General features: G+C 49.0%; 18 protein-coding genes. 13 read left to right on the forward strand and 5 right to left on the reverse strand.

Features of this window, described 5'->3' with window-relative positions:
* Positions 1-213: 213 nt before the first annotated feature.
* From HP555_RS05670 to HP555_RS05705, 8 genes are all read left to right on the forward strand, one after another.
* A complete protein-coding gene (locus tag HP555_RS05670; protein ID WP_199264207.1) occupies positions 214-645 on the forward strand; it encodes an ATP synthase F0 subunit B in 432 nt (143 codons plus the stop codon).
* Entirely contained in the window at positions 642-1,352 is a 711-nt protein-coding gene (locus tag HP555_RS05675) for a F0F1 ATP synthase subunit B family protein (protein ID WP_199264208.1), read from the forward strand. The genes HP555_RS05670 and HP555_RS05675 overlap by 4 nt, the downstream gene beginning before the upstream one ends.
* The gene (locus HP555_RS05680) at positions 1,349-1,897 is read left to right on the forward strand and encodes a F0F1 ATP synthase subunit delta (protein WP_199264209.1); all 549 of its coding nucleotides are present in this window, start codon (positions 1,349-1,351) and stop codon (positions 1,895-1,897) included. The genes HP555_RS05675 and HP555_RS05680 overlap by 4 nt, the downstream gene beginning before the upstream one ends.
* Positions 1,898-1,900: 3 nt before the next feature.
* Positions 1,901-3,424 carry a F0F1 ATP synthase subunit alpha gene (gene atpA, locus HP555_RS05685; protein WP_199264210.1) on the forward strand — a complete coding sequence of 508 codons (1,524 nt, stop codon included), beginning with the start codon at positions 1,901-1,903 and terminating at the stop codon, positions 3,422-3,424.
* Between the two features lie 18 nt (positions 3,425-3,442).
* Entirely contained in the window at positions 3,443-4,327 is an 885-nt protein-coding gene (gene atpG / locus HP555_RS05690; RefSeq protein WP_199264211.1) for an ATP synthase F1 subunit gamma, read from the forward strand.
* A gap of 45 nt (positions 4,328-4,372) precedes the next feature.
* Complete coding sequence (gene atpD / locus HP555_RS05695; protein ID WP_199264212.1) at positions 4,373-5,794, forward strand: F0F1 ATP synthase subunit beta; 1,422 nt, start codon at positions 4,373-4,375, stop codon at positions 5,792-5,794.
* A 29-nt stretch (positions 5,795-5,823) separates the two neighbouring features.
* A complete protein-coding gene (locus HP555_RS05700; protein WP_199264213.1) occupies positions 5,824-6,240 on the forward strand; it encodes a F0F1 ATP synthase subunit epsilon in 417 nt (138 codons plus the stop codon).
* Between the two features lie 608 nt (positions 6,241-6,848).
* The gene (locus HP555_RS05705) at positions 6,849-7,748 is read left to right on the forward strand and encodes an ABC transporter substrate-binding protein (protein WP_199264214.1); all 900 of its coding nucleotides are present in this window, start codon (positions 6,849-6,851) and stop codon (positions 7,746-7,748) included.
* A gap of 284 nt (positions 7,749-8,032) precedes the next feature.
* On the opposite strand, the gene HP555_RS05710 is transcribed toward HP555_RS05705, so the two are convergent.
* From HP555_RS05710 to HP555_RS05725, 4 genes are all read right to left on the reverse strand, one after another.
* Positions 8,033-9,832, reverse strand: a complete 1,800-nt coding sequence (locus HP555_RS05710; protein ID WP_233249290.1) for an N-acetylmuramoyl-L-alanine amidase — start codon at positions 9,830-9,832, stop codon at positions 8,033-8,035.
* Between the two features lie 286 nt (positions 9,833-10,118).
* Positions 10,119-12,788: a DNA mismatch repair protein MutS gene (mutS, locus tag HP555_RS05715; RefSeq protein ID WP_199264216.1), complete on the reverse strand. Its 2,670-nt coding sequence runs from the start codon at positions 12,786-12,788 to the stop codon at positions 10,119-10,121.
* On the reverse strand, positions 12,785-13,291 hold the full coding sequence (locus tag HP555_RS05720) for an HIT family protein (RefSeq protein ID WP_199264217.1): 507 nt from the start codon (positions 13,289-13,291) through the stop codon (positions 12,785-12,787). Before HP555_RS05720 ends, mutS begins: the two co-directional genes overlap by 4 nt.
* Entirely contained in the window at positions 13,288-13,803 is a 516-nt protein-coding gene (locus HP555_RS05725; protein WP_199264218.1) for a metallophosphoesterase family protein, read from the reverse strand. Before HP555_RS05725 ends, HP555_RS05720 begins: the two co-directional genes overlap by 4 nt.
* 173 nt (positions 13,804-13,976) lie before the next feature.
* Between HP555_RS05725 and efp the strand changes: the two genes are divergently transcribed.
* Positions 13,977-14,540 carry an elongation factor P gene (gene efp / locus HP555_RS05730; protein WP_199264219.1) on the forward strand — a complete coding sequence of 188 codons (564 nt, stop codon included), beginning with the start codon at positions 13,977-13,979 and terminating at the stop codon, positions 14,538-14,540.
* Between the two features lie 9 nt (positions 14,541-14,549).
* Positions 14,550-15,470, forward strand: a complete 921-nt coding sequence (gene epmA, locus HP555_RS05735; RefSeq protein ID WP_199264220.1) for an EF-P lysine aminoacylase EpmA — start codon at positions 14,550-14,552, stop codon at positions 15,468-15,470.
* Between the two features lie 41 nt (positions 15,471-15,511).
* Here epmA and HP555_RS05740 read toward each other — a convergent pair whose 3' ends face one another.
* Positions 15,512-16,186, reverse strand: a complete 675-nt coding sequence (locus tag HP555_RS05740; RefSeq protein WP_199264221.1) for a metallophosphoesterase — start codon at positions 16,184-16,186, stop codon at positions 15,512-15,514.
* A gap of 37 nt (positions 16,187-16,223) precedes the next feature.
* Between HP555_RS05740 and HP555_RS05745 the strand changes: the two genes are divergently transcribed.
* The 3 genes from HP555_RS05745 to HP555_RS05755 all read left to right on the forward strand — a co-directional run bounded on the left by HP555_RS05745 (position 16,224) and on the right by HP555_RS05755 (position 19,696).
* Positions 16,224-17,798, forward strand: a complete 1,575-nt coding sequence (locus HP555_RS05745; RefSeq protein ID WP_199264222.1) for a GumC family protein — start codon at positions 16,224-16,226, stop codon at positions 17,796-17,798.
* Positions 17,799-17,833: 35 nt separating this feature from the next.
* Positions 17,834-18,763 (forward strand): ExeA family protein, encoded by a 930-nt coding sequence (locus HP555_RS05750; protein ID WP_199264223.1) that lies wholly within the window; start codon positions 17,834-17,836, stop codon positions 18,761-18,763.
* A gap of 129 nt (positions 18,764-18,892) precedes the next feature.
* The gene (locus HP555_RS05755) at positions 18,893-19,696 is read left to right on the forward strand and encodes a CpsD/CapB family tyrosine-protein kinase (RefSeq protein ID WP_233249260.1); all 804 of its coding nucleotides are present in this window, start codon (positions 18,893-18,895) and stop codon (positions 19,694-19,696) included.
* The last annotated feature ends 5 nt before the right edge of the window (positions 19,697-19,701 follow it).

Below are 19,701 nucleotides of genomic sequence, written 5' to 3' on the forward strand. Positions count from 1 at the left end.
AATCTGCCGGGCGAAGCACTGCCGTCTGATCAGTATTGTCAAGCCGGGCGACAGGTATGAACAACAAGCACAACTGACAGATCATATAAATAATACTTAAAAAGATTTGACAGCTGGTGCATTTTTCAGTAGTTATCCGTTGCGGGAGATGAATCGCCATTCACTCATGTTGGCGGGTCGTTGACATATCTTACGGGAAAAGAGGGAGTTGGTATGATTTCGGTCGATGTAACCTTATTGATGCACATAATCAACATGATAGTTTTGATGTTCGTGCTCAATGCTATTCTCTACAAACCAGTGTTGGGAATCCTTGAAAAGCGAGCTCGTAAAATCAGTTCCTTGAATGATGAGGTCGTGAAGTTTGAGCAGGATGCCCGACAGCGTCAACTGGAACTTGATAACAAGATGCGGGAGGCCAGTGGTAAGGCCAAGAAAGCTCTTGATGGCGCACGGGCACAGGCACAGGCGATCGGTGCTGAAAAGTTGGCGGCTATTCGGAGTGAGTCCGACAGCTTAAAGGCACAGGAACTTGCAGCTATGAGGACGCAGGTCGAAGCAGCAAGAAAAGAGCTCCGGGAAGATACCGCGGCATTTGCCCAGGCAATGGCAGGAAAGATATTGGGAAGGAGCGTAGACGCATGAAATCTCTTATCAGTTTGCTGCAGTCGATTCTGCTGTCGATTTTCATAGGGGTGATGCCTGCGGTGTCTGTGATGGCCGCTGATGCTCCTGAGCCGGCTGTGCAGCAGGAAGTCGTGGCTGATGGACAGGAAGTGTCACCGGTTACGGTGACTCCCCCGGTTGTTGAAGATACATTGTCTGCAGAGGGTACAGGTCATGGGGATGGCCATGACAGTATGCTGTCTGCTGAAAAATTAAAAGATCTGTTCTGGCGAACTGTCAACTTTTTAGCGCTGGTTGTGATTCTGGTGAAGTTTGGTGCCAAGCCCATAGTTAACGGGCTGAGGGGACGGCAGGACCGTATTCGCGAAGAGCTGGATGACTTGACCGTGCGGCGGGACGAGGCAGAACGTTCCTTTGTCGAATTTGAAGCAAAGCTGGCCGGCATGGAAAAGGAAATGGAGCGCATTGTTGAGCGTGCCATTGCCCAGGCTGAGGTGGAGAAGGAGCGAATTCTGGCTGATGCTGAAAAGGCGGCGGAAGATATCAAGCGCCAGGCAGAGGCGGCGGTACAGGCAGAGCTTGAGGACGCCAAGCGACTTCTGCGAGAAGAAATTGCCGAACAGGCTGCTGCTATGGCTGAAGAGTTGATCGTTAAAAATCTGACCGCAGAGGATCAGGCGACGATAACTGAACAGTATCTTGAAAGAGTGGGTGCGGTACAGTGAGAAATACAATTTTAGCTCGACGATATGCCAAGGCGCTCTTTTTGTTGGGGAAAGAGACGGGAACAACTGAGCATTATGCCGAAACTCTCCATGCTATCGCTGCCCTCTATGCAGATGATTCCATTGCAGTGGCTGATGCTGTGGCAAATCCACTGTACCCGTTGGATGTCCGGCAAAAGGTGATGGCAAAGATTGCAGAATCGGTTCAGGCTGACGCGATTATGACCAGATTTCTTGACCTGCTTGTTGAGAAAAAACGGTCGGTTATTCTTCCGGATATCGCGCTGGCCATGCAGAATATGGTCGATAAAGATCAGAATATCAGCCATGGTACGGTTGTTTCCGCTGTAGAGCTTGACACTGCGGTGTTGGCCAAAATTCAAGCGACTTTAGAAAAGATTACTGGTACTACGGTCACATTGGAAACCAAAATTGATTCGTCCATTATCGGTGGGATTGTAGCCAAGGTCGGTGACCTGGTGCTGGACGGGAGTATAAAGACACAGCTTCATGGATTAAAGGAATCTATTAAGGGGAGAGAGTAATCAATGCAGATCAAAGCAGAAGAAATCAGCCAGATTATTAAGGATCAGATTGCTGGTTATAAAGCGGATATTGACCTGAAGGAAACCGGTACAGTCCTGTCTGTTGGTGACGGTATTGCCCGTGTCTATGGTGTGGAAAATTGTCAGGCAATGGAACTGCTGGAGTTTCCGGGTGGTATTTTCGGACTTGCCTTGAACCTTGAAGAAGATAACGTCGGTTGTGCAGTCCTGGGAGACGTGCGAGACATCAAGGAAGGGGACATCGTCAAACGAACCGGTAATATCGCGATGGTTCCCGTTGGACCGGAGATGGAAGGCCGGGTTGTTGATGGTATTGGTCAGCCCATAGATGGAAAGGGACCAGTCAACGCCCAGGAGTTCCGAAGAATTGAGGTGCTTGCCCCGGGAGTTATTGATCGCCAGAGCGTGCATGAGCCATGTTACACTGGTGCAAAAGCTGTTGATGCCATGACGCCGGTCGGCCGCGGTCAGCGTGAACTGATCATTGGTGACCGTCAGATTGGCAAAACCGCTCTCTGTGTTGATGCCATCATCGCGCAAAAGGATACTGATGTACACTGCATCTATGTAGCGATCGGTCAGAAAAAATCGACGGTGGCCCTTGTGGTTGAGTCGCTTCGTAAACACGGGGCCATGGACTACACCACGGTTGTTGCAGCCTGTGCCTCTGATCCGGCACCGATGCAGTACATCTCAGCGTTTGCCGGTTGTGCAATGGGAGAGTATTATAGAGATAATGGAAAACACGCACTTATCATCTATGATGACCTTTCCAAGCAGGCTGTTTCCTACCGTGAACTTTCACTGCTTCTGCGACGTCCTCCCGGACGTGAGGCCTATCCCGGTGATATTTTCTTCAACCACTCTCGTTTGCTGGAGCGTGCGGCAAAATTGAATGACGAGCTGGGAGCTGGGTCATTGACCGCGTTACCGATCATCGAAACACAGGCCGGAGACGTGTCAGCGTTTATCCCGACGAACGTTATCTCAATTACCGACGGTCAGGTGTACCTGGAGCCGAGTCTCTTTTTTGCCGGTGTCCGACCGGCTATCAACGTGGGACTCTCTGTTTCCCGTGTCGGCGGCGCGGCACAGGTCAAGGCTATGAAACAGGTCGCTGGTACTCTGCGGCTTGATCTGGCCCAATACCGTGAACTGGCGGCTTTTGCAGGGTTTGGCTCAGACCTTGATGCAGCGACCCAGGCGCAATTGACACGTGGTGAACGATTGGTTGAAATTTTAAAGCAGCCGCAATATCAACCGCTTCCCATGGAGAAACAGATCGCCATCATCTTTGCCGGCACCAAGGGTTTTCTGGATAAATTTCCTATTGATACCCTCGCCGATTATGAGCGGGAACTGTACAGCTACATCGAGACAAACGAACCATCCATCTTCAGCGAGTTGCATGAAAAAGAGCAGATTTCTTCCGAACTCGAGGAAAAGATGAATAAGACACTGGCGACCTTTGGCGAGACCTTCAAGGCGACAAAGGGCCTGAACTGAGCGTGAAGGTGCACTCTTATGCCTGGATTAAAGGATGTTAAAGATAAAATCAACGGGGTTAAGAAAACCGCACAGATTACTAAGGCCATGAATATGGTTGCCTCGGCGAAACTGCGTGGTGCTCAAGAAAAAATGGAGCGTTTTCGGCCGTATGCCTCGAAATTCGCAAAGGCAATGAGTGATCTTTCAAGTGGCATGGAGAGTACCGATTTGCCGCTGATGGAAAAACGTGATGTCAGAAAGGTCGAAATCGTTGTCGTCACATCAGATCGTGGTTTATGCGGCAGTTTTAACGCGAACATCATTAAGGCAGCGGAAAAACTGCGGAAACAATATGAAGGCGAAGGCAAAACTGTTAGTTTTGTAACTGTTGGAAAAAAGGCCTCTCAGGTTTTTAAAAGAAGTGGCAAGTTGCGGGCGCAGTATAACGATATTATGAGCACGTTCCAGATGTTCAATGCCCGAGAAATCTCTCAAAATTTAATTGAAAACTTTATAAATGGTGAGAGTGACCAGGTCGATATTGTCTATGGTCGTTTTTATTCCGTAGCCATACAAAGACCCGAGCGGAGAGAGTTGTTGCCAATTCAACCGATTGTAGATGCAGGGCATGATGGAGAGCAGGAAAAAAAGGAGCTCAAGGGGTCGTACACGTATGAGCCTGATCCTGATGAAATCATGGAAGTGCTGCAGCCGCTCTTTCTCAATGTGCAGCTGTACCACGCCATGCTCGAGGTTGGTGCCAGTGAACATGCGGCGCGAATGACAGCGATGGACAATGCGACAAATGCCTGTAAGGACATGATCAAACAACTTACAATGTTGTACAATAAAGCACGTCAGGCTGCAGTTACCAGTGAGTTGATGGACATCGTCGGCGGCGCCGAAGCACTCAAGGGATAATTTTGATTTAGAGATATTGGACCAGTTTACAGGAGGCCATTTCAAATGGGTGAAGCACGAGTAGGAAAAATTATACAGGTCATCGGGCCGGTCGTCGATGTGGAGTTTGAATCCGGTAATCTGCCCGACATCATGAATGCACTGTTTATCAGTAACCCGGCAATCAGCGATGAGGCCGATAACCTGGTATGCGAAGTTGCCCAGCACCTCGGTGACAATGTGGTTCGCACAGTTGCCATGGACCAAACCGACGGTCTGGTTCGTGGTATGCCGGCTAACGATAGCGGTGGACCGATCACCATACCCGTTGGTCAGCCGGCTCTTGGGCGGATCATGAACGTTGTCGGCAGACCTGTTGACGGCCTTGGGCCTATCGTTTCTGAGAAGAATTTACCAATCCACCGCCCGGCGCCAACCTTTACCGAACAGGATACCGAGGTGAACGTGCTGGAGACCGGTATTAAGGTCATTGATCTTCTCGTCCCATTCCCTCGCGGTGGCAAAATGGGATTATTCGGCGGTGCTGGTTGCGGCAAGACAGTTATCATGATGGAAATGGTAAACAACATTGCCATGCAGCATGGTGGAATTTCTGTTTTTTGTGGAGTGGGCGAGCGGACTCGAGAGGGAAATGACCTTTACCATGAAATGAAAGAGTCAGGCGTTCTTCCTAAAGCAGCCCTTGTTTATGGACAGATGACGGAACCGCCGGGTGCCCGTTCACGTGTAGCTTTGACAGGACTGACCGCGGCTGAATATTTCCGGGATGAAGAGGGGCAGGATGTTCTGTTTTTCGTTGACAACATCTTCCGCTTTACACAGGCTGGATCCGAAGTATCTGCGCTACTTGGCCGCATTCCTTCCGCGGTTGGCTATCAGCCGACACTTGCAACAGACCTTGGCGCGTTGCAAGAGCGCATTACATCCACGGACAAGGGATCGATTACCGCGGTGCAATGTGTTTATGTGCCTGCAGATGACTTGACCGACCCTGCCCCTGCTACTACCTTTGCTCACCTTGACGGTACTGTTGTTCTTTCCCGGCAGATTGCAGAACTGGGAATCTATCCGGCTGTTGATCCTCTTGACTCGACGTCTCGCATCTTGGATCCGAATGTCGTTGGTGAAGAGCACTATGCAACAGCTCGCGGTGTACAGGTTGCTCTGCAGAAGTATAAGGAGTTGCAGGATATCATCGCTATTTTGGGAATGGACGAGTTGGCTGAAGAAGATCAGCTCACTGTTGCACGTGCCCGGAAAGTGCAGCGATTTCTGTCACAACCATTCCACGTAGCAGAGGTGTTCACCGGCTTCCCGGGTAAATACTGCAAAGTTGAAGATACTGTGCGTGGATTTAAGGAGATCCTTGAAGGTAAACATGATGATTTACCTGAAGCCGCTTTTTATATGGTGGGGAACATCGAAGAGGCGATCGATAAGGCTGCTGCTCAGAAGGCAACTTCCTGATCTCTTCTTTTTGAAGTGAGGTAAATCTAATGGCACAAATACATTTGGAAGTTGTCACCCCCAATGGAGCCGTAGTCAGTGAAGCTGTCGATATTGTCACAGCTCCCGGTGTGCACGGAGAATTCGGTGTGCTTGCAAATCATGCTCCCTTCCTGAGTACTGTTAAAACCGGGACACTGACATATAAGGTGGACCGGATAACGAAGTTCTTAATGGTGAGTGGCGGTTTTACCGAGGTCTCCAATAACCAGGTAACGTTTCTGGTTGAAAGTGCTGAGTTTGGTGAGCATATAGATGTTGAACGCGCTTTGCGAGCAAAGGAACGTGCTGAAAAACGACTCCTGCAAGTGCAGCAAAGTGCTGAAAAAATTAATCGCACCCGTGCTGAAGCAGCACTGCAAAGGGCGCTTGCACGGATACACACTGCAGAGATGGTGCGGCATTAAATTGTTGCATCAGTTAACAAAAGCCGCCTTTAGGGGCGGCTTTTTTATTTGTGGAAGAGCCACACCTCTACAAACGGATAACATCTACAGCACGATGGTATCGTCCGGGTTGAATAGATGGTGCTCGTTGTATAGAGCGTTTATCCGGCAATCTTTTGCATCAGCAAAACGGCCTTTTCACTCCTGATAAAGGGGATATTCCACATCTTCTCCACTCTCTGATTCTCTGATAATAACGTCATCTTCCGGGGCAGGCGTCTGTGTTTCCGGACTCACTGCGGGTATGGGAGATTCTGATGAGGCCCTCTGTTTTTGCCGCCCCTCTCCATAAGACCGGCGAGGTTTCAGTTTGATAAGAATATGGACAGTGTGCCTGGAATCAACCCCTGCATCGCCTGAAGAGGAAAAGAGCAGATGTATGGATATTTTGATGACCCTGTAAGTTACCTGGGACTGATAAAACTGACTGCACGTTAAAGAGCGGCCGTGACGTTGCCCAAGATCGGTTCGGGTTTTGATAGAATCATCGGGCAGCATGGATCAGCTACGTACTGTATGAATATTCACCGGCACGCAGCATGGTGTTATGAGGTGAAGAGCCTGAAATTATGAAAAAATATATAGATTTTAAACGCAACCTTCAGCGATGCTCACTGGTACCTCTTCTCCTGCTTCTCTTCTTACCGACACTCATTTGGGCGTCTGAGCAACCTGACGGAGTTCCGTATAGGGTCGTGTCTTTGAGCCCGGTTATCACTGAAAACCTGTTTCTTCTTGGTTTAGGTGAACAACTTGTCGGCAATACGACCTACTGTAATCGACCAGCGGCTGCTCAGAAAATTGCAAAGGTTGGGTCGGTCATGGAAATAAATATTGAAAAGATTGTGAGGCTTCGGCCGGATCTGATCTTAGTCAGCAATTTAACGCCACTGTCGTACGTGGAACAGTTCAATAAACTTGGCTTGCGGACAGAGTATTTTCCTCAAACAACTTCATTCGCAGAGATCTGTGATCAGTTTGTGGGCCTTGGTAGAGTGCTTGGCCGTGAAAAAGAGGCCCAGGAAATAGTGCGGACCGCGCAGGAGCAGGTTGATGAGATACACGCGCAGGTGCAGACATTGCCAAAGCAAAGAGTGTTTCTTCAGGTCGGTGCTGATCCGCTTTTCTCATCGATGAAGGATTCATTTACCAATGAGTACATCCTGTTTGGTGGCGGGGAGAATATTGCCGAAGGGATGCGGTTCGGATCACTCTCCACTGAACACGTGCTGGCATTGGCACCAGATGTGATCATCATTGCAGTCATGGGTTCGGAAAGCGGGGTCGGGGCACAGGAAAAAAAGAAATGGGAGAGGTATACAACATTAAAAGCTGTGAAGGCCGGAAGAGTGCATGTTCTGGATGCCGACGACGTGTGCAGTCCGTCCCCTCTCACCTTTGCCAGAGTGCTGGAGACTATGGCGTACCTGATTCATCCGGAGATGGGGATGAAGAGTAGTAGACCATAAAAATGACCCGTGGATGACCTGCCCCTTACTGCCTGTAAAGATATGGCTGTCCGGCGTCTTGTGTAGCAGTGGAGATGTTGTCACCACATCAGGTCTTGGGCACAGAGAGAATCAGGAAAAAATCGGGCGTGAACCGCAGTTATTTGATCAATCCCGCTGCGACCGCGAGAGTATCTTTTTGATCGTTTTTTTAGACTGATTTTTAAAAACAGTCAATCCGTGCAGTTGAAGAAACACACTTATGGCAGGCATGTTGATACTCGAGAGAGGCGAACATTGCAGAGTCAATACTTTAATGCGGCTGAGTAATGGTGATCGACATAGGCGGCTACGCCGGCTGCAAGCAGCTCTGCAATCTTGTTAAGGTGTTCCTCGGATTGGAGAAGTTTTGCTTCCTCCGGGTTTGTGATAAAGGCCAGTTCGACTAACACCGCCGGCATTTGAGCGCCAAGGAGAACATAGAACGGAGCTTGTTTGATGCCGAGATCATGCGGTTTATACTGGTTGCCATAGCCTTTGAGTAAATTGTTGTGAACGAAGCGAGCTAACCGGGTGGATTCGTCAATTTTAGAGTTCTCCATCAGCATGGTGAGGATATCTTGTAACTCGCCAATATTGTGAGTGGATGTCGCGTTCTCAAGAGCCGCTACCCGCATGGCGGCCGCATCTGTGGCCAGATTAAGAAAATAGGTTTCAACGCCGTTTTTTCGTTTTTCAGAGTGGGCGTTCAGATGGATTGATAAGAAGAGATCGCTCTTGTTGGTATTAGCCATGGCTGTTCGCTCTTCAAGGGGAACAAAAACATCGCGGTTCCGCGTTAGGACGACCTCATAGCGGGAGTTTGTTTGTAATAGGGCTGCAACTTTTTGTGAAATACGCAGCACGATGTCTTTTTCTTTTAATCCAAAGGCCATGGCCCCGGGATCTTTTCCGCCATGACCAGGGTCAATGGTAATCTTGCGAATTCCCAACCCCAATTGCTGCGCCAGCGAGAGTGCTCCACGCTTGTCACTCTTCGCCATTGCTGGTGTCGTGTAGGCAGGTAGGCGTTTTTTCTGATCACTGAGTTCTATTGTTAAGGCGCCGGTGTTTATGCGGGTATTGACGGCTAACTTTGGCTGCTGAGAGCTGTTGCTGGCCTTAGCAGGCAAAAAGGTGCTGTTCTGATTGGGAGGAGTGACAGCCTGAGCACCCCGGACGTCAACAACGATCCTGAATGGATCGTTCAGACTGAAAATTGAATACTCAGCAAGGGACTCCACTTCAACATTGACACGCACGGTGTCTTCAGTAAGCGGTCGAGAGACAATGCGCTTTAATAGCCCCTGGGAGACCGGCAGCGAATGGAGGTGATTGCCTGTAGTATGGCTTTTTTCAATATCAAAAGAGATGAGACGGTTGTCGTCTGTTGTTGAGGTGATGGTACCGCTTGTGAAGGGGAGCGGTTTTGGTGCTTGAAGAACGACGCGGCAATAATCCGGCGAGGACCAGTACTTTGCAGGAGAAAGTGAGGATAGCCTGGGTGCCTGTGCTTGATCTATGCTGCTCTCCGGTGAGGGTGAGGCATTTGTACTCTTGGATGCCGGGGTTGTCAAAATGGCCTGGGCCTTGGCAGCTTGATCACCTGTGGGGTACAGAGAAACAACTTTTTGATAGAGCTCACTTGCCAGCTGTTGTTGTCCCGGTTGTTGCTGTGCGCATTGAGCAGCTGCAAACAGGGCATCATCGGCGAGAGAGTGGTTTGGATACAGATCGGCAAGCTCAAGGAACGTATTTTGGGCATTTTTTATATCTTGAGGTTGTTTAAACCGTTCAAACATTTGCTGATAGGTTTTGGCACTCATGTAGAGACTGGAAGGTCCCAACGCGCCTTTTTTTTCTGTGAAATGAATTTGACGGAACGTGCGGACACCTGTGAGCCAGTTGGCCCGGTTGTTGCCGAGGGTGTGATCACGTTCGAGTTGCAGCAGGTACGCTTTTGCAGCTACATAGGTCTGTTCGGATGACTGCTGCTCAGGTCGTGCGATATAAGGGCTGCTTGCAAGCACTGATGAGACAGCGCAGCTAAGCATTACAATCGCCATCAGCACAACCCATCGACTTTTCCAGCGGGTATGTTGGAGGTGTGATACGGTGTGAAAAGTCATGCCGGTAGCCATGGTTTAATTAACTACTTGAAATAAAACAAAAAAACAAAGATTCTGCCGTAAAATTCACATATTTTCACACAATATAACGAATTTAGGTAACAAAGTAAAATAAATTGAATCTTTACCGGTAAAATTCAAAAAATTATATACTGCTGTTCGTGTTTAAGGTGACGGACGAGAAGATCCCCGACTAAAGGACTCAACAGAAAGAGGGCTGCAGTCAGTCAGGATGCTCTTCAAGCAGGGCCTTGGCCTGGTAGAGTATATCAAGTGCCTGCTTAGGTGATAGGTCATCCGGACGGGCAGCGGCAAGCAGGGTAAGAGCCGGATGTTGTGGAGGGGTAAAGAGAGGTAACTGATGAGGCTGTTCCTTTCCCTTTTGGCGGCGGGATACAGACTGCTGGTGGCCATGGCGGGTGAATTCCGCCTGTTCAATATTTTTCAGAATTTGGTGAGCGCGGGCAATGACGTGTTCCGGAACCCCGGCCAGGGATGCCACCTGGATGCCGTAACTGCGACTGGTGGCCCCTTGAACCATCTTGTGCAGAAACACGATTGAATCATTCCATTCCTGAACAGCTATAGAATAATTCTGAATGTTGGTGTTCGTTGCGGCCAGGTCGATGAGCTCATGGTAATGGGTGGCAAAGAGGGTCTTGATGCCGACGCCATCCTTTTGTGCTAATTCTTCCGACACAGCCCAGGCAATTGCCAAACCGTCGTAGGTCGAGGTACCACGTCCTATTTCATCCAGAATAACCAGGCTGTTTTTCGTGGCATTGTTGAGAATATTGGCCGTTTCATTCATCTCAACCATGAAGGTTGACTGGCCCCGACGTAGATCATCCATAGCCCCTACCCGTGTGAAGATCCGATCAACGAGGCATATTGAGGCTGATTCGGCAGGGACAAAGCTGCCAAGATGTGCCATCAGCACAATCAGGGCACTCTGACGCAGGACGGTTGATTTGCCTGCCATATTAGGGCCGGTAATGATCAGCAGCCCATGTGTTTTCTGATCAAGTTGTACATCATTGGGAACAAAACGACCGGGTTCCATGCTTTTTTCAATGACAGGATGTCTGCCTTCGATAATGGTGATAGACTCTTCATTGTTGATGGTCGGTCGACAATACCGGTATTCGGTTGCTGTTTCGGCAAAAGATGCAAGAACATCGAGCCTGGCAATCAGGTTGGCTGTGTCCAGCAGGCGCCGACTGTGGCGGGCAAGTTGGTCGCGAAGGTCAAGAAACAACGAATATTCCAGTTCTAAACGACGTTCCTGTGCGGTGAGAATGGATTGCTCAAGCTCCTTCAGTTCAGGGGTGATGAAGCGTTCTGCATTGACCAGAGTCTGTTTACGGATAAAGTAATCCGGGATTGATGCGGACTGACTGCGACTGAGCTCGAAATAATAGCCGAAAACTTTATTGTATCCGACCTTTAATTTTGCCAGTCCTGATCGCTCCCGCTCACTGTTTTCAAGCGCCAGTATGAGATTTTTCCCGTCACGAAGTAAAACCAGCAGGTGGTCGAGTTCAGCGTTGTATCCTTCACGAATAAGGTTTCCTTCACGTAGACTGACAGGGGCATCCTCGTGAATTGCCGTATCAACAAGCTGGTGCAGGTCAGTTAAAGGGTCCAGCTCAGTGTATATTTCGTGCAGTAAGGGTGCGGAACAGGCAGTCAGGAGGGCGCGCAGATCCGGTAGTTGTGCAAGTGATACCTTTATAGCGTTCATGTCACGGGCATTGCCATGCCCGAGAACGAGCCGGCTGCACAGACGTTCAAGGTCATGGATAGCTGCAAACAGGGTGCGCAGGGATGATCTGGTTTTTTTGAGATGGATAAGTTCTTGAACAGCTGTCAGACGGCCCTCGATCTGCTCATGCTGTTGGAGGGGGAAGAGAAGCCAGTTGCGTAGCAATCGAGCCCCCATGGGAGTTTTTGTTTGATCGAGGATGGCAAGAAGTGAGCCGTCACGATGTCCGCCGATGAGCGTCTCGGTTAACTCCAGGTTTCGCCGGGAAGCATCGTCAATGATCATATACTCACTGTCTGTCAGTGGGCTGATCCGCTTAATATGCGTTAAGTCGGATTTTTGAGTGTCACGAAGATACACAATAAGCGCTCCGGCGGAAGCGATTGCAGTGGTCAGCGATTCACAATCAAATCCTGCCAGGTTAGTGGTGCCAAAGTGTTCGGTCAGAGTGGTATAGGCGGTTTGCAGATCAAAATGGAAATCCGGACGTTCTGTCAGACACAGTTTGCCAAGATGGGTGGTCAACTGTGCGGTGAGGTCAGAGGACCGTTCCATCTCTGTATGGGAGAGCACCAGTTCTGCGGGTTGCAGACGGGTAAAGGCGTCAATGAGCGGACTCAGGTGTTGGGGTGAGAAGATGACTTCACTGACGTAGAAATGGCCTGTGGAAACATCTATAAAAGCAAGCCCGGCGATCCAGTTTTTTGTTGATCGGCGATTGATGGTCAGGGCACTGACATAGCAGTCGACTTTGGCGTCAAGGAGTTGATCATCAGTGGTTACCCCGGGACTGACAACGCGCACAACCTCTCGTTTTACAATACCTTTGGCTGTTTTCGGATCTTCGACCTGTTCACAAATCGCGACACGGTAGCCAGCCTTGATCATCCTGCCGAGATAGCCGGTTACCGCATGGAAAGGTACCCCGCACATGGGGATTCTGTTCTCTTCATCTTTTGCACTCCGCGAGGTTAAGGTGATACTCAGTACCTGAGCAGCGATCTCCGCATCTTCAAAGAACATCTCATAAAAATCTCCCATACGGTAAAATAAGATAGTATCAGGATACTGTTCCTTGATTTCAAGGTACTGTCGGAGCATCGGGGTGATTTTATGCGAGGTATTCATGGAGCTGGCGGGGTAAGCAGGTTGGAGAAATCAGGAGCGAGCATGGTAAAGGTGTTTTCAAGATGCTGGGGGATGGTTCTGATGTCGGCACAGACAGTCATGAAGTTATGGTCGCCCTGCCAGCGCGGCACAAGGTGAAAGTGCAGATGCTCGCTGATACCGGCACCAGCTGCCTTTCCAAGGTTGAGACCGATATTGATGCCGTGGGGGTGAAGATGCCGACGGAGTATGGTGCAGCATGTTGCCAGCATGGCCATGAGGCTGCTGTTTTCTTCAGTCGAGAGCTCTGTAAGATCGGCGAGGTGTCTGCGTGGAGCGACGAGCAGGTGCCCGTTGGCATAGGGATACCGATTGAGGAGGACAACAGTCAGGTTGTCGCGGTAAAGGAGCAGGTGGGCTTGATCCTGTGGGGCTGTTCCCAGAGGTTCAAAAAGACAGCCGTCAACAGCCGGCACGTTACCAAGAACATGCTCCATTCTCCAGGGGGTCCACAGAGTTTTCACGGTATGTGTGGAACCTCCAGGATACGGGCGGAGAGTTGGTCTCCCGCCTCTAGTATAGCATAGGTACCTGGTGCACCATACCGACCGGTTGCCTGAAAGGTGCCTGGGTTAAGAAAAAGGGTCGGACCGTGGCGATGACAGACGGGTGCATGGGTGTGACCGTAGATAATGCAGTCGGCTTCAGGGAAAAGGTTCCATAAAGAGGTTTCAATGTCAAAGCCGAGGTGGGCACCGTGGGCAAGGCCGATGACAAAGCGGCCAAGCGTGAAGAGATGGTGTGGCGGGAGACGATTACGAACAGAGGGGGCACACATGTTACCATGGACAGCATGAATGGTCTTTGGTGTAAAAGCCTCGAGAATACCGGGTTCGGTGAGGTCACCGGCATGAATAATGACATCACAGAAGTGAAAACAGGTGCGAATCTGTCGCAGAAAATCCGGAGTGGGCGAGTGTAAATGGGTATCTGAAAGAACCCCGGCGTAAATCGTCTTGGGTTTTGAAGGTTGCATGCTGATTTCAGTAAATGGGAGCCTCTTGAAATCACGTTTCAACTGCACGTGAAAGGCCGTTTTTGTGGGGAAATCCGTTGATGGCGCAGGAAGCAGTTGCAAAAAAAACGGTCGTACCGTAACATTCTATCTTTTTAAAGTAATCAATAAATAATGAGTAAATGGATGGAACCATGTATACAGCTTCTGATTTGCGTAAGGGTCTGAAAATTCAAATAGATGGTGAACCGTATATTATCACGGAATTCGATTTTTCGAAACCCGGTAAAGGGCAGGCCCTTTACCGGACGAAAATGCGCAATATGATTACAGGCGTACAGTTCACGCAGACCTATCGTTCCAACGATAAGTTTGAGCGTCCGAATTTAGAAGAGCGTAAGATGCAGTTTTTGTACGCTCAGGATGACGAGTATCATTTCATGGACACGACCTCGTATGAGCAGATCTTTTTAACAAAAGAACAGCTGGGAGAGCATCTGAACTTCCTGATCGACAATATGGAGGTTGAGGTGCTGTTTTTCGGGGATCGACCGATTGATGTTTCCTTGCCCACTTTTGTCAATCTGGAGGTCACCGTAGCTGAACCTTGGGCCAAGGGGGACACCTCAGGTTCAGATACAAAGCCTGTGACGGTTGAAACAGGATTTCAGCTCCAGGTTCCGCCATTTATCAATCAGGGCGATAAAATTCAAATAGATACCCGTACTGGAACATATATCACCAGGGTTAAAGAATAAATCGTTGCCATGATGACACCTGCCGGTCTGCAGCAGCGTTCGCAGTTGCTGCAGACCATCCGTGGTTTTTTCCTTGGAAACGACTACATAGAAGTTGATACACCTCAGCGCCTCCCGGTTCTTATTCCTGAATCCAATCTTATTCCCTTTGCCAGCGAGGACTGTTTTCTGCAAACTTCTCCTGAACTATGCATGAAACGTCTGTTGGCAAACGGCTGTGAACGGATTTTTCAGATCTGTCACTGTTTTCGCAAGGAAGAACATGGCCGGCTGCACCAATCGGAATTTACCATGCTTGAGTGGTATCATAAGGGGGCGGATTATTATGATTTGATGCGGCAGTGCGAGGCGTTGTTTTGTTTCCTGGCCCGACAGTGTGCTGAACTGCCCGGTGTTGTTGATACCTCTACGATCTGTTGGAAAGGGACGAGTGTTTCACTGGCCGCACCCTGGGAGCGCTTAACAGTGGCAGATGCCTTTGAACAGTATGCCGGTGTTGACGTTGAAGAGGCACTGCGTACCGATATGTTTGATGAACTTTTAGTCACAGCGATTGAACCGTATCTGGGGCAGGACCGGCCGGTTTTTCTTTATGAATACCCCTTGGAGCGGGGGTTGCTCGCCAGGCGCAGTGCTCAGAATCCCAAAGTTGCAGAACGGTTTGAACTGTATGTTGCCGGTGTGGAGCTGGCCAATGGATTTTCCGAACTGGCGGATCCTCAAGAGCAGCGATTTCGTTTTATGGAGGAGATCGATCAGATATGGTTGACAAGGGGGCTGGACACCGAACTACCTCAGATGTTTCTTGATGAGCTCGGTAAAATCGGTACGGCAGCAGGTATTGCCCTTGGTGTTGATCGACTGTGTATGCTGTTCATGGGAGTTACCGATATTGCACTGGTTCTTCCCTTCAGTTTTGAAGAACTGTAAAGTTTTCTTGGTCTTTTTTGTTCTTTCCTATACCATGAATATCATTGGTATGGGCCACGGAGTCCAGGTACACTGATAATTTTCTGTTCAGGCAGCAGCAGGGCTGTGAGCTCTCCACCATAAACTGCGCCGGTATCAATGCCGATTTTGTCATCAGCAATCAGAGGTTCAGAAAAGACCGTATGTCCAAAGATAACGGGTTTGCCAAAGTCTGCTGTAGCCGTGAGGAAAGACTCACGTGCCCAAAGACACCACTGCGCCGTTTGCTGACTGAGATGGCACCCGGGTTGCAGTCCGGCATGAACATAGATGGCATGTTGATTTTCCCAGTAAAGGGGCAGGTTGTGAAAGAATGTAATGTGGGTGGATGGGACCTGCTGAAGTATGTCCTCAGGTGTTGCATGAACGGGAAGACCGTAGCTGGCCAGTGTCTGTTTCCCCCCAACCTGCAAAAAGAGGCTGCTCTCCTCTCCATTTAAATATTTCATGAACAGGAAATCGTGATTACCCATCAGGGTGATCACACGGGGATGGTTTCTGGCAAGGGTTAAAATAGTGGAGACGACCTCTTTGGAGTGTGGTCCTCGATCAACATAATCGCCGAGAAACACAAGGGTGTCTGCACGATGGGTGACCTTGCCCAGAAGATGAACGAGCGATTCGTGACACCCGTGAATGTCACCGATCACGCAGGTGGTTGAATCTATTGCTGACATGTGAATGAGATAATCTCAACAACGACCGGTTAGGATCATGGATATTAAACAGCGCCAACTGATAAAAAAGTATGCGGATATTATTCTGGCAAAATGGTGGTTAATCGCTTTCAGCGTCCTTATTGCCGTGACAATCGCCCAGTTTTACTACCTTCGTATCCCAAAGGTGTATAAAAGTACCGCACTGTTAAGTTATGAACAACAGCAAATTAATCCGGCACGGATGGACCCGGAACAGGGAAGGAGCGGTCTTCGAGAGGCGCTCGCCACTTTGAAGGAGCTGGTAACAAGCCAAAGCAACCTTGAAAAAGTCATAACACAACTTTCTTTGTATGAGAAGGCTCGAGAGAGGGTTCCTGTTCAAAGTGTTGTTGGATCCATGCGCAAAAGTATAGAAATTGTACCGATCGGTCAAGGTGATGTGTTCAGTGTCAGTTTTCAGGGAGGAGAGCCGGAGGAGGTTGTCAAGGTGGCCAATGCCCTGGCTTCATTGTTCATAGAAGAGAACCTTAAGTATAGGGAAGAAAGGGCATCAGAAACCTCCAAGTATACTGAAAAAGAACTGGCCATGGCCAAAAAGGTGTTGGACGAGAAAGAGCAGGTGATGCGTGATTATAAGTTAGAGTATTTTAACGAAATGCCTGAACAGCGGCCAGGGAATCTTGCGCAATTACAGGCTCTTGTCACGCAAAATCAAGGGTATCAGAATACGATTCAGGAACTTGAACGGACCAAGGCAATGTTGCAGGAGCAGGTTGGCATGCAGCAACGTCTGGCAGCCATGCAGATGGCTATAGAGACACCAACAGGTTCAGTTGATTCAAGATTTCCGGAAACAAATGCCGAGCGGTTGAGACGTTTGCGCGCCTACTTAAACACATTGCGCACTAAATATACGAAAAATCATCCGGAAGTTCTTCACACCCAGCAGCAGATCAGACAGCTGGAAAAACTACCGGGCGAGGCGTCTGCGGTCTCCGGTCGTACAGCAGCCGGCAGCCAGGCGAGTTTTACCGCAACGATGGAAGCGCATCGGCTCCAGGCTCAGCTGAGAGAAATCGATACGAATATACGACAGATTCGAGATGAGCAGGCCAAGATACCCGGGGAGATAGCAAAGTACCAGCGCTGGATAGAGGCCGCGCCTGTTCGGGAGGCTGAATGGAATAACCTGACCAGAGATTATACAGAGTTACGACGGCACTACGATCAGTTGGTTGCACAAAATCTACAGGCACAGTCTGCAGAGAACCTTGAGCGTAACCAGAAAGGCAGTAAATTTAAAATTGCTGATCCGGCTCGTCTTCCCGAAAAACCCTTCAAACCTAATTTTTTACGTATTCTGCTTGTTGCTTTGGCGGCAGGATTTGGGGTGAGTATTGGTTCCCTGATTATTCTTGATTTTATTGATACTTCCTTCAAGGATGTTGGAGAACTTGAAGAATATATAGGTGTTCCTGTCATCTGTGCGCTTCCCTTTATTGAAAAAGAAGAGGAGGCTATAAGAGGAAAAAGAAAAGATATCTTGCTTGTTGGCGGAGTCTCACTTTATGCAGTTGTTCTTCTGGCAGCCTTGATCATTATGTATGCTAAAGGAATGATTATCATCTGAAAGCAGTGAAAATCTAATTCGAAAACAAGTAACCTATGTATACCAAATATTACGGACTTGCAAAAAAACCCTTTGCACTGACTCCTGATCCGGCAGTGGTTTTCATGAGTGAAACCCATCAGGAAGGACTGGCTATCCTGAAGTACGGTATCCTCAGCAAAAAATGTTTTCTGGTTTTGACAGCCGATGTTGGATCCGGCAAAACCACTTTGCTTCAGGCACTGGTCAGTTCACTGGAACAAGATGTTCATCTGTGTCTGCTCAACAACCCTATCCTCTACCGTGATGAGTTCTTTTCCTATATTGCCAAAAAGCTTGATCTGCACTGGGATGGCAATAAAGCGATGTTTCTCATTGAATTTGGGAACCTGCTTAAACAGTGTTATGAGAAAGATGAACGGGTGCTGTTGATCTTTGACGAGGCTCATGTGCTTCCGGTTGATTTACTAGAGGAGATTCGGCTGCTTTCAAATCTTGAGGAAAAGGGGCAGGACGTGCTTTCTATTTTTCTCGTGGGCCAGCCTGAGTTGAATGAACGGATGAGTGACGACCGGCTTTTACCCTTGCGACAACGAATTGGGATCAGATTTCATCTCAGTACATTCACTTTAGAAGAAACCCGCCAATATATTCTTTTCCGGCTGCGTCATGCCGGAGCTCGTCATTTCAATATTTTTTCAGAAGAGGCGATTGCGGCCGTTCATCGTGTCAGTAAGGGGACGCCTCGCCTGATCAATATTATCTGTGATCATGCGCTGTTAACCGGTTTTGCCGAAGGTAATCCGGTTATTGGTGCGGAGTTGATTGAGGAAAGCGTTGAGGATCTCCACTTTCCCGGAGAAGGGACTCCCCTGCCTGTGGGCAGGTCGGAAAAAATACAGAGCTGGCAATGGCCGATTCTGGGTGGGCTGGTACTCGTTATTCTTCTTGGTGTTACTGTCTGGTTGAAGTATTTTCACGGATGATTTTGCCATACTCCGGAGTGTGTGTCCGAAATGGTGTGTTTGGAATAAACGGGGGAAGATGTGGGGAAGGTATTTAATGCTCTGCAACGGGCAAATGAGACAGTAGACAGCAGCGTGGAAGAGGTGGCGATGGTTCCATCGGAGCCGCAGGCAGTAACGAAAGTGGAACCGGTGATTGCCTCCCCTTCTCCTCGAAAAGAGATCAGTGAGCATGAGGCGGCACAGCTTGGGAAGTGGGATGATCGTCTGACACTTGCCGCGGTCACCACCGGACCTGTGGCAGAGAGTATTCGTGCGCTGAGAACTCGGATTCTTTTTCCATCTTCTGGTAAAGTGCCCCGGACGCTGTTGGTGACAAGTGCATCACCGGGAGAGGGGAAGAGTTTTATCTGTGCAAATCTTGGGATATCCCTTGCTCAAGGAGTGGATAATTTTTGTTTGCTCGTGGATTGCGACTTACGTAAACCCACCCAACATACCCTTTTCGGTATCCCCAATGTGATGGGACTGTCCGATTACTTGCAGCATAAAAAGCAGATTCCAGAGCTTTTACAGCCATCAGGGATAGAAAAATTTTCTATCTTTCCTGCTGGACCACGATCTGTCAACCCGGCAGAGTTATTGAGTTCTGCAGCCATGGCTCGACTTGTTGATGAACTGTCCCACCGCTATGAAGATCGTATCGTGTTGTTTGACAGCCCTCCCCTGCATGCGGCCAGTGAAACGTCGGTTCTGGCCCAGCACGTCGATGGGGTTGTCATTGTTGTTCGATATGGTGCGGCCAGAAGAGAATATATCAAGGCCCTTGCGGACGCCATTGGACGTGAGAAAATTTTAGGTGTAGTTTTCAATGCCTATCGAGCAACTGTTCTTGATTATAAAGTTTTTGGATACTACGAGTACCAGAAGGATTATTATGGTGAACAGGGATGATTTTT

The organism is Desulfobulbus oligotrophicus, assembly GCF_016446285.1.
Taxonomy (GTDB): domain Bacteria; phylum Desulfobacterota; class Desulfobulbia; order Desulfobulbales; family Desulfobulbaceae; genus Desulfobulbus; species Desulfobulbus oligotrophicus.

Coding starts and splice junctions, on each gene's coding strand:
- HP555_RS05670 (WP_199264207.1), top strand. CDS start 214: ATGATTTCGGTCGATGTAACCTTATTGATGCACATAATCAACATGATA.
- HP555_RS05675 (WP_199264208.1), top strand. CDS start 642: ATGAAATCTCTTATCAGTTTGCTGCAGTCGATTCTGCTGTCGATTTTC.
- atpA (WP_199264210.1), top strand. CDS start 1,901: ATGCAGATCAAAGCAGAAGAAATCAGCCAGATTATTAAGGATCAGATT.
- atpG (WP_199264211.1), top strand. CDS start 3,443: ATGCCTGGATTAAAGGATGTTAAAGATAAAATCAACGGGGTTAAGAAA.
- atpD (WP_199264212.1), top strand. CDS start 4,373: ATGGGTGAAGCACGAGTAGGAAAAATTATACAGGTCATCGGGCCGGTC.
- HP555_RS05700 (WP_199264213.1), top strand. CDS start 5,824: ATGGCACAAATACATTTGGAAGTTGTCACCCCCAATGGAGCCGTAGTC.
- HP555_RS05705 (WP_199264214.1), top strand. CDS start 6,849: ATGAAAAAATATATAGATTTTAAACGCAACCTTCAGCGATGCTCACTG.
- HP555_RS05710 (WP_233249290.1), bottom strand. CDS start 9,832: ATGGCGATTGTAATGCTTAGCTGCGCTGTCTCATCAGTGCTTGCAAGC.
- mutS (WP_199264216.1), bottom strand. CDS start 12,788: ATGAATACCTCGCATAAAATCACCCCGATGCTCCGACAGTACCTTGAA.
- HP555_RS05725 (WP_199264218.1), bottom strand. CDS start 13,803: ATGCAACCTTCAAAACCCAAGACGATTTACGCCGGGGTTCTTTCAGAT.
- efp (WP_199264219.1), top strand. CDS start 13,977: ATGTATACAGCTTCTGATTTGCGTAAGGGTCTGAAAATTCAAATAGAT.
- epmA (WP_199264220.1), top strand. CDS start 14,550: ATGATGACACCTGCCGGTCTGCAGCAGCGTTCGCAGTTGCTGCAGACC.
- HP555_RS05740 (WP_199264221.1), bottom strand. CDS start 16,186: ATGTCAGCAATAGATTCAACCACCTGCGTGATCGGTGACATTCACGGG.
- HP555_RS05745 (WP_199264222.1), top strand. CDS start 16,224: ATGGATATTAAACAGCGCCAACTGATAAAAAAGTATGCGGATATTATT.
- HP555_RS05750 (WP_199264223.1), top strand. CDS start 17,834: ATGTATACCAAATATTACGGACTTGCAAAAAAACCCTTTGCACTGACT.
- HP555_RS05755 (WP_233249260.1), top strand. CDS start 18,893: ATGGTTCCATCGGAGCCGCAGGCAGTAACGAAAGTGGAACCGGTGATT.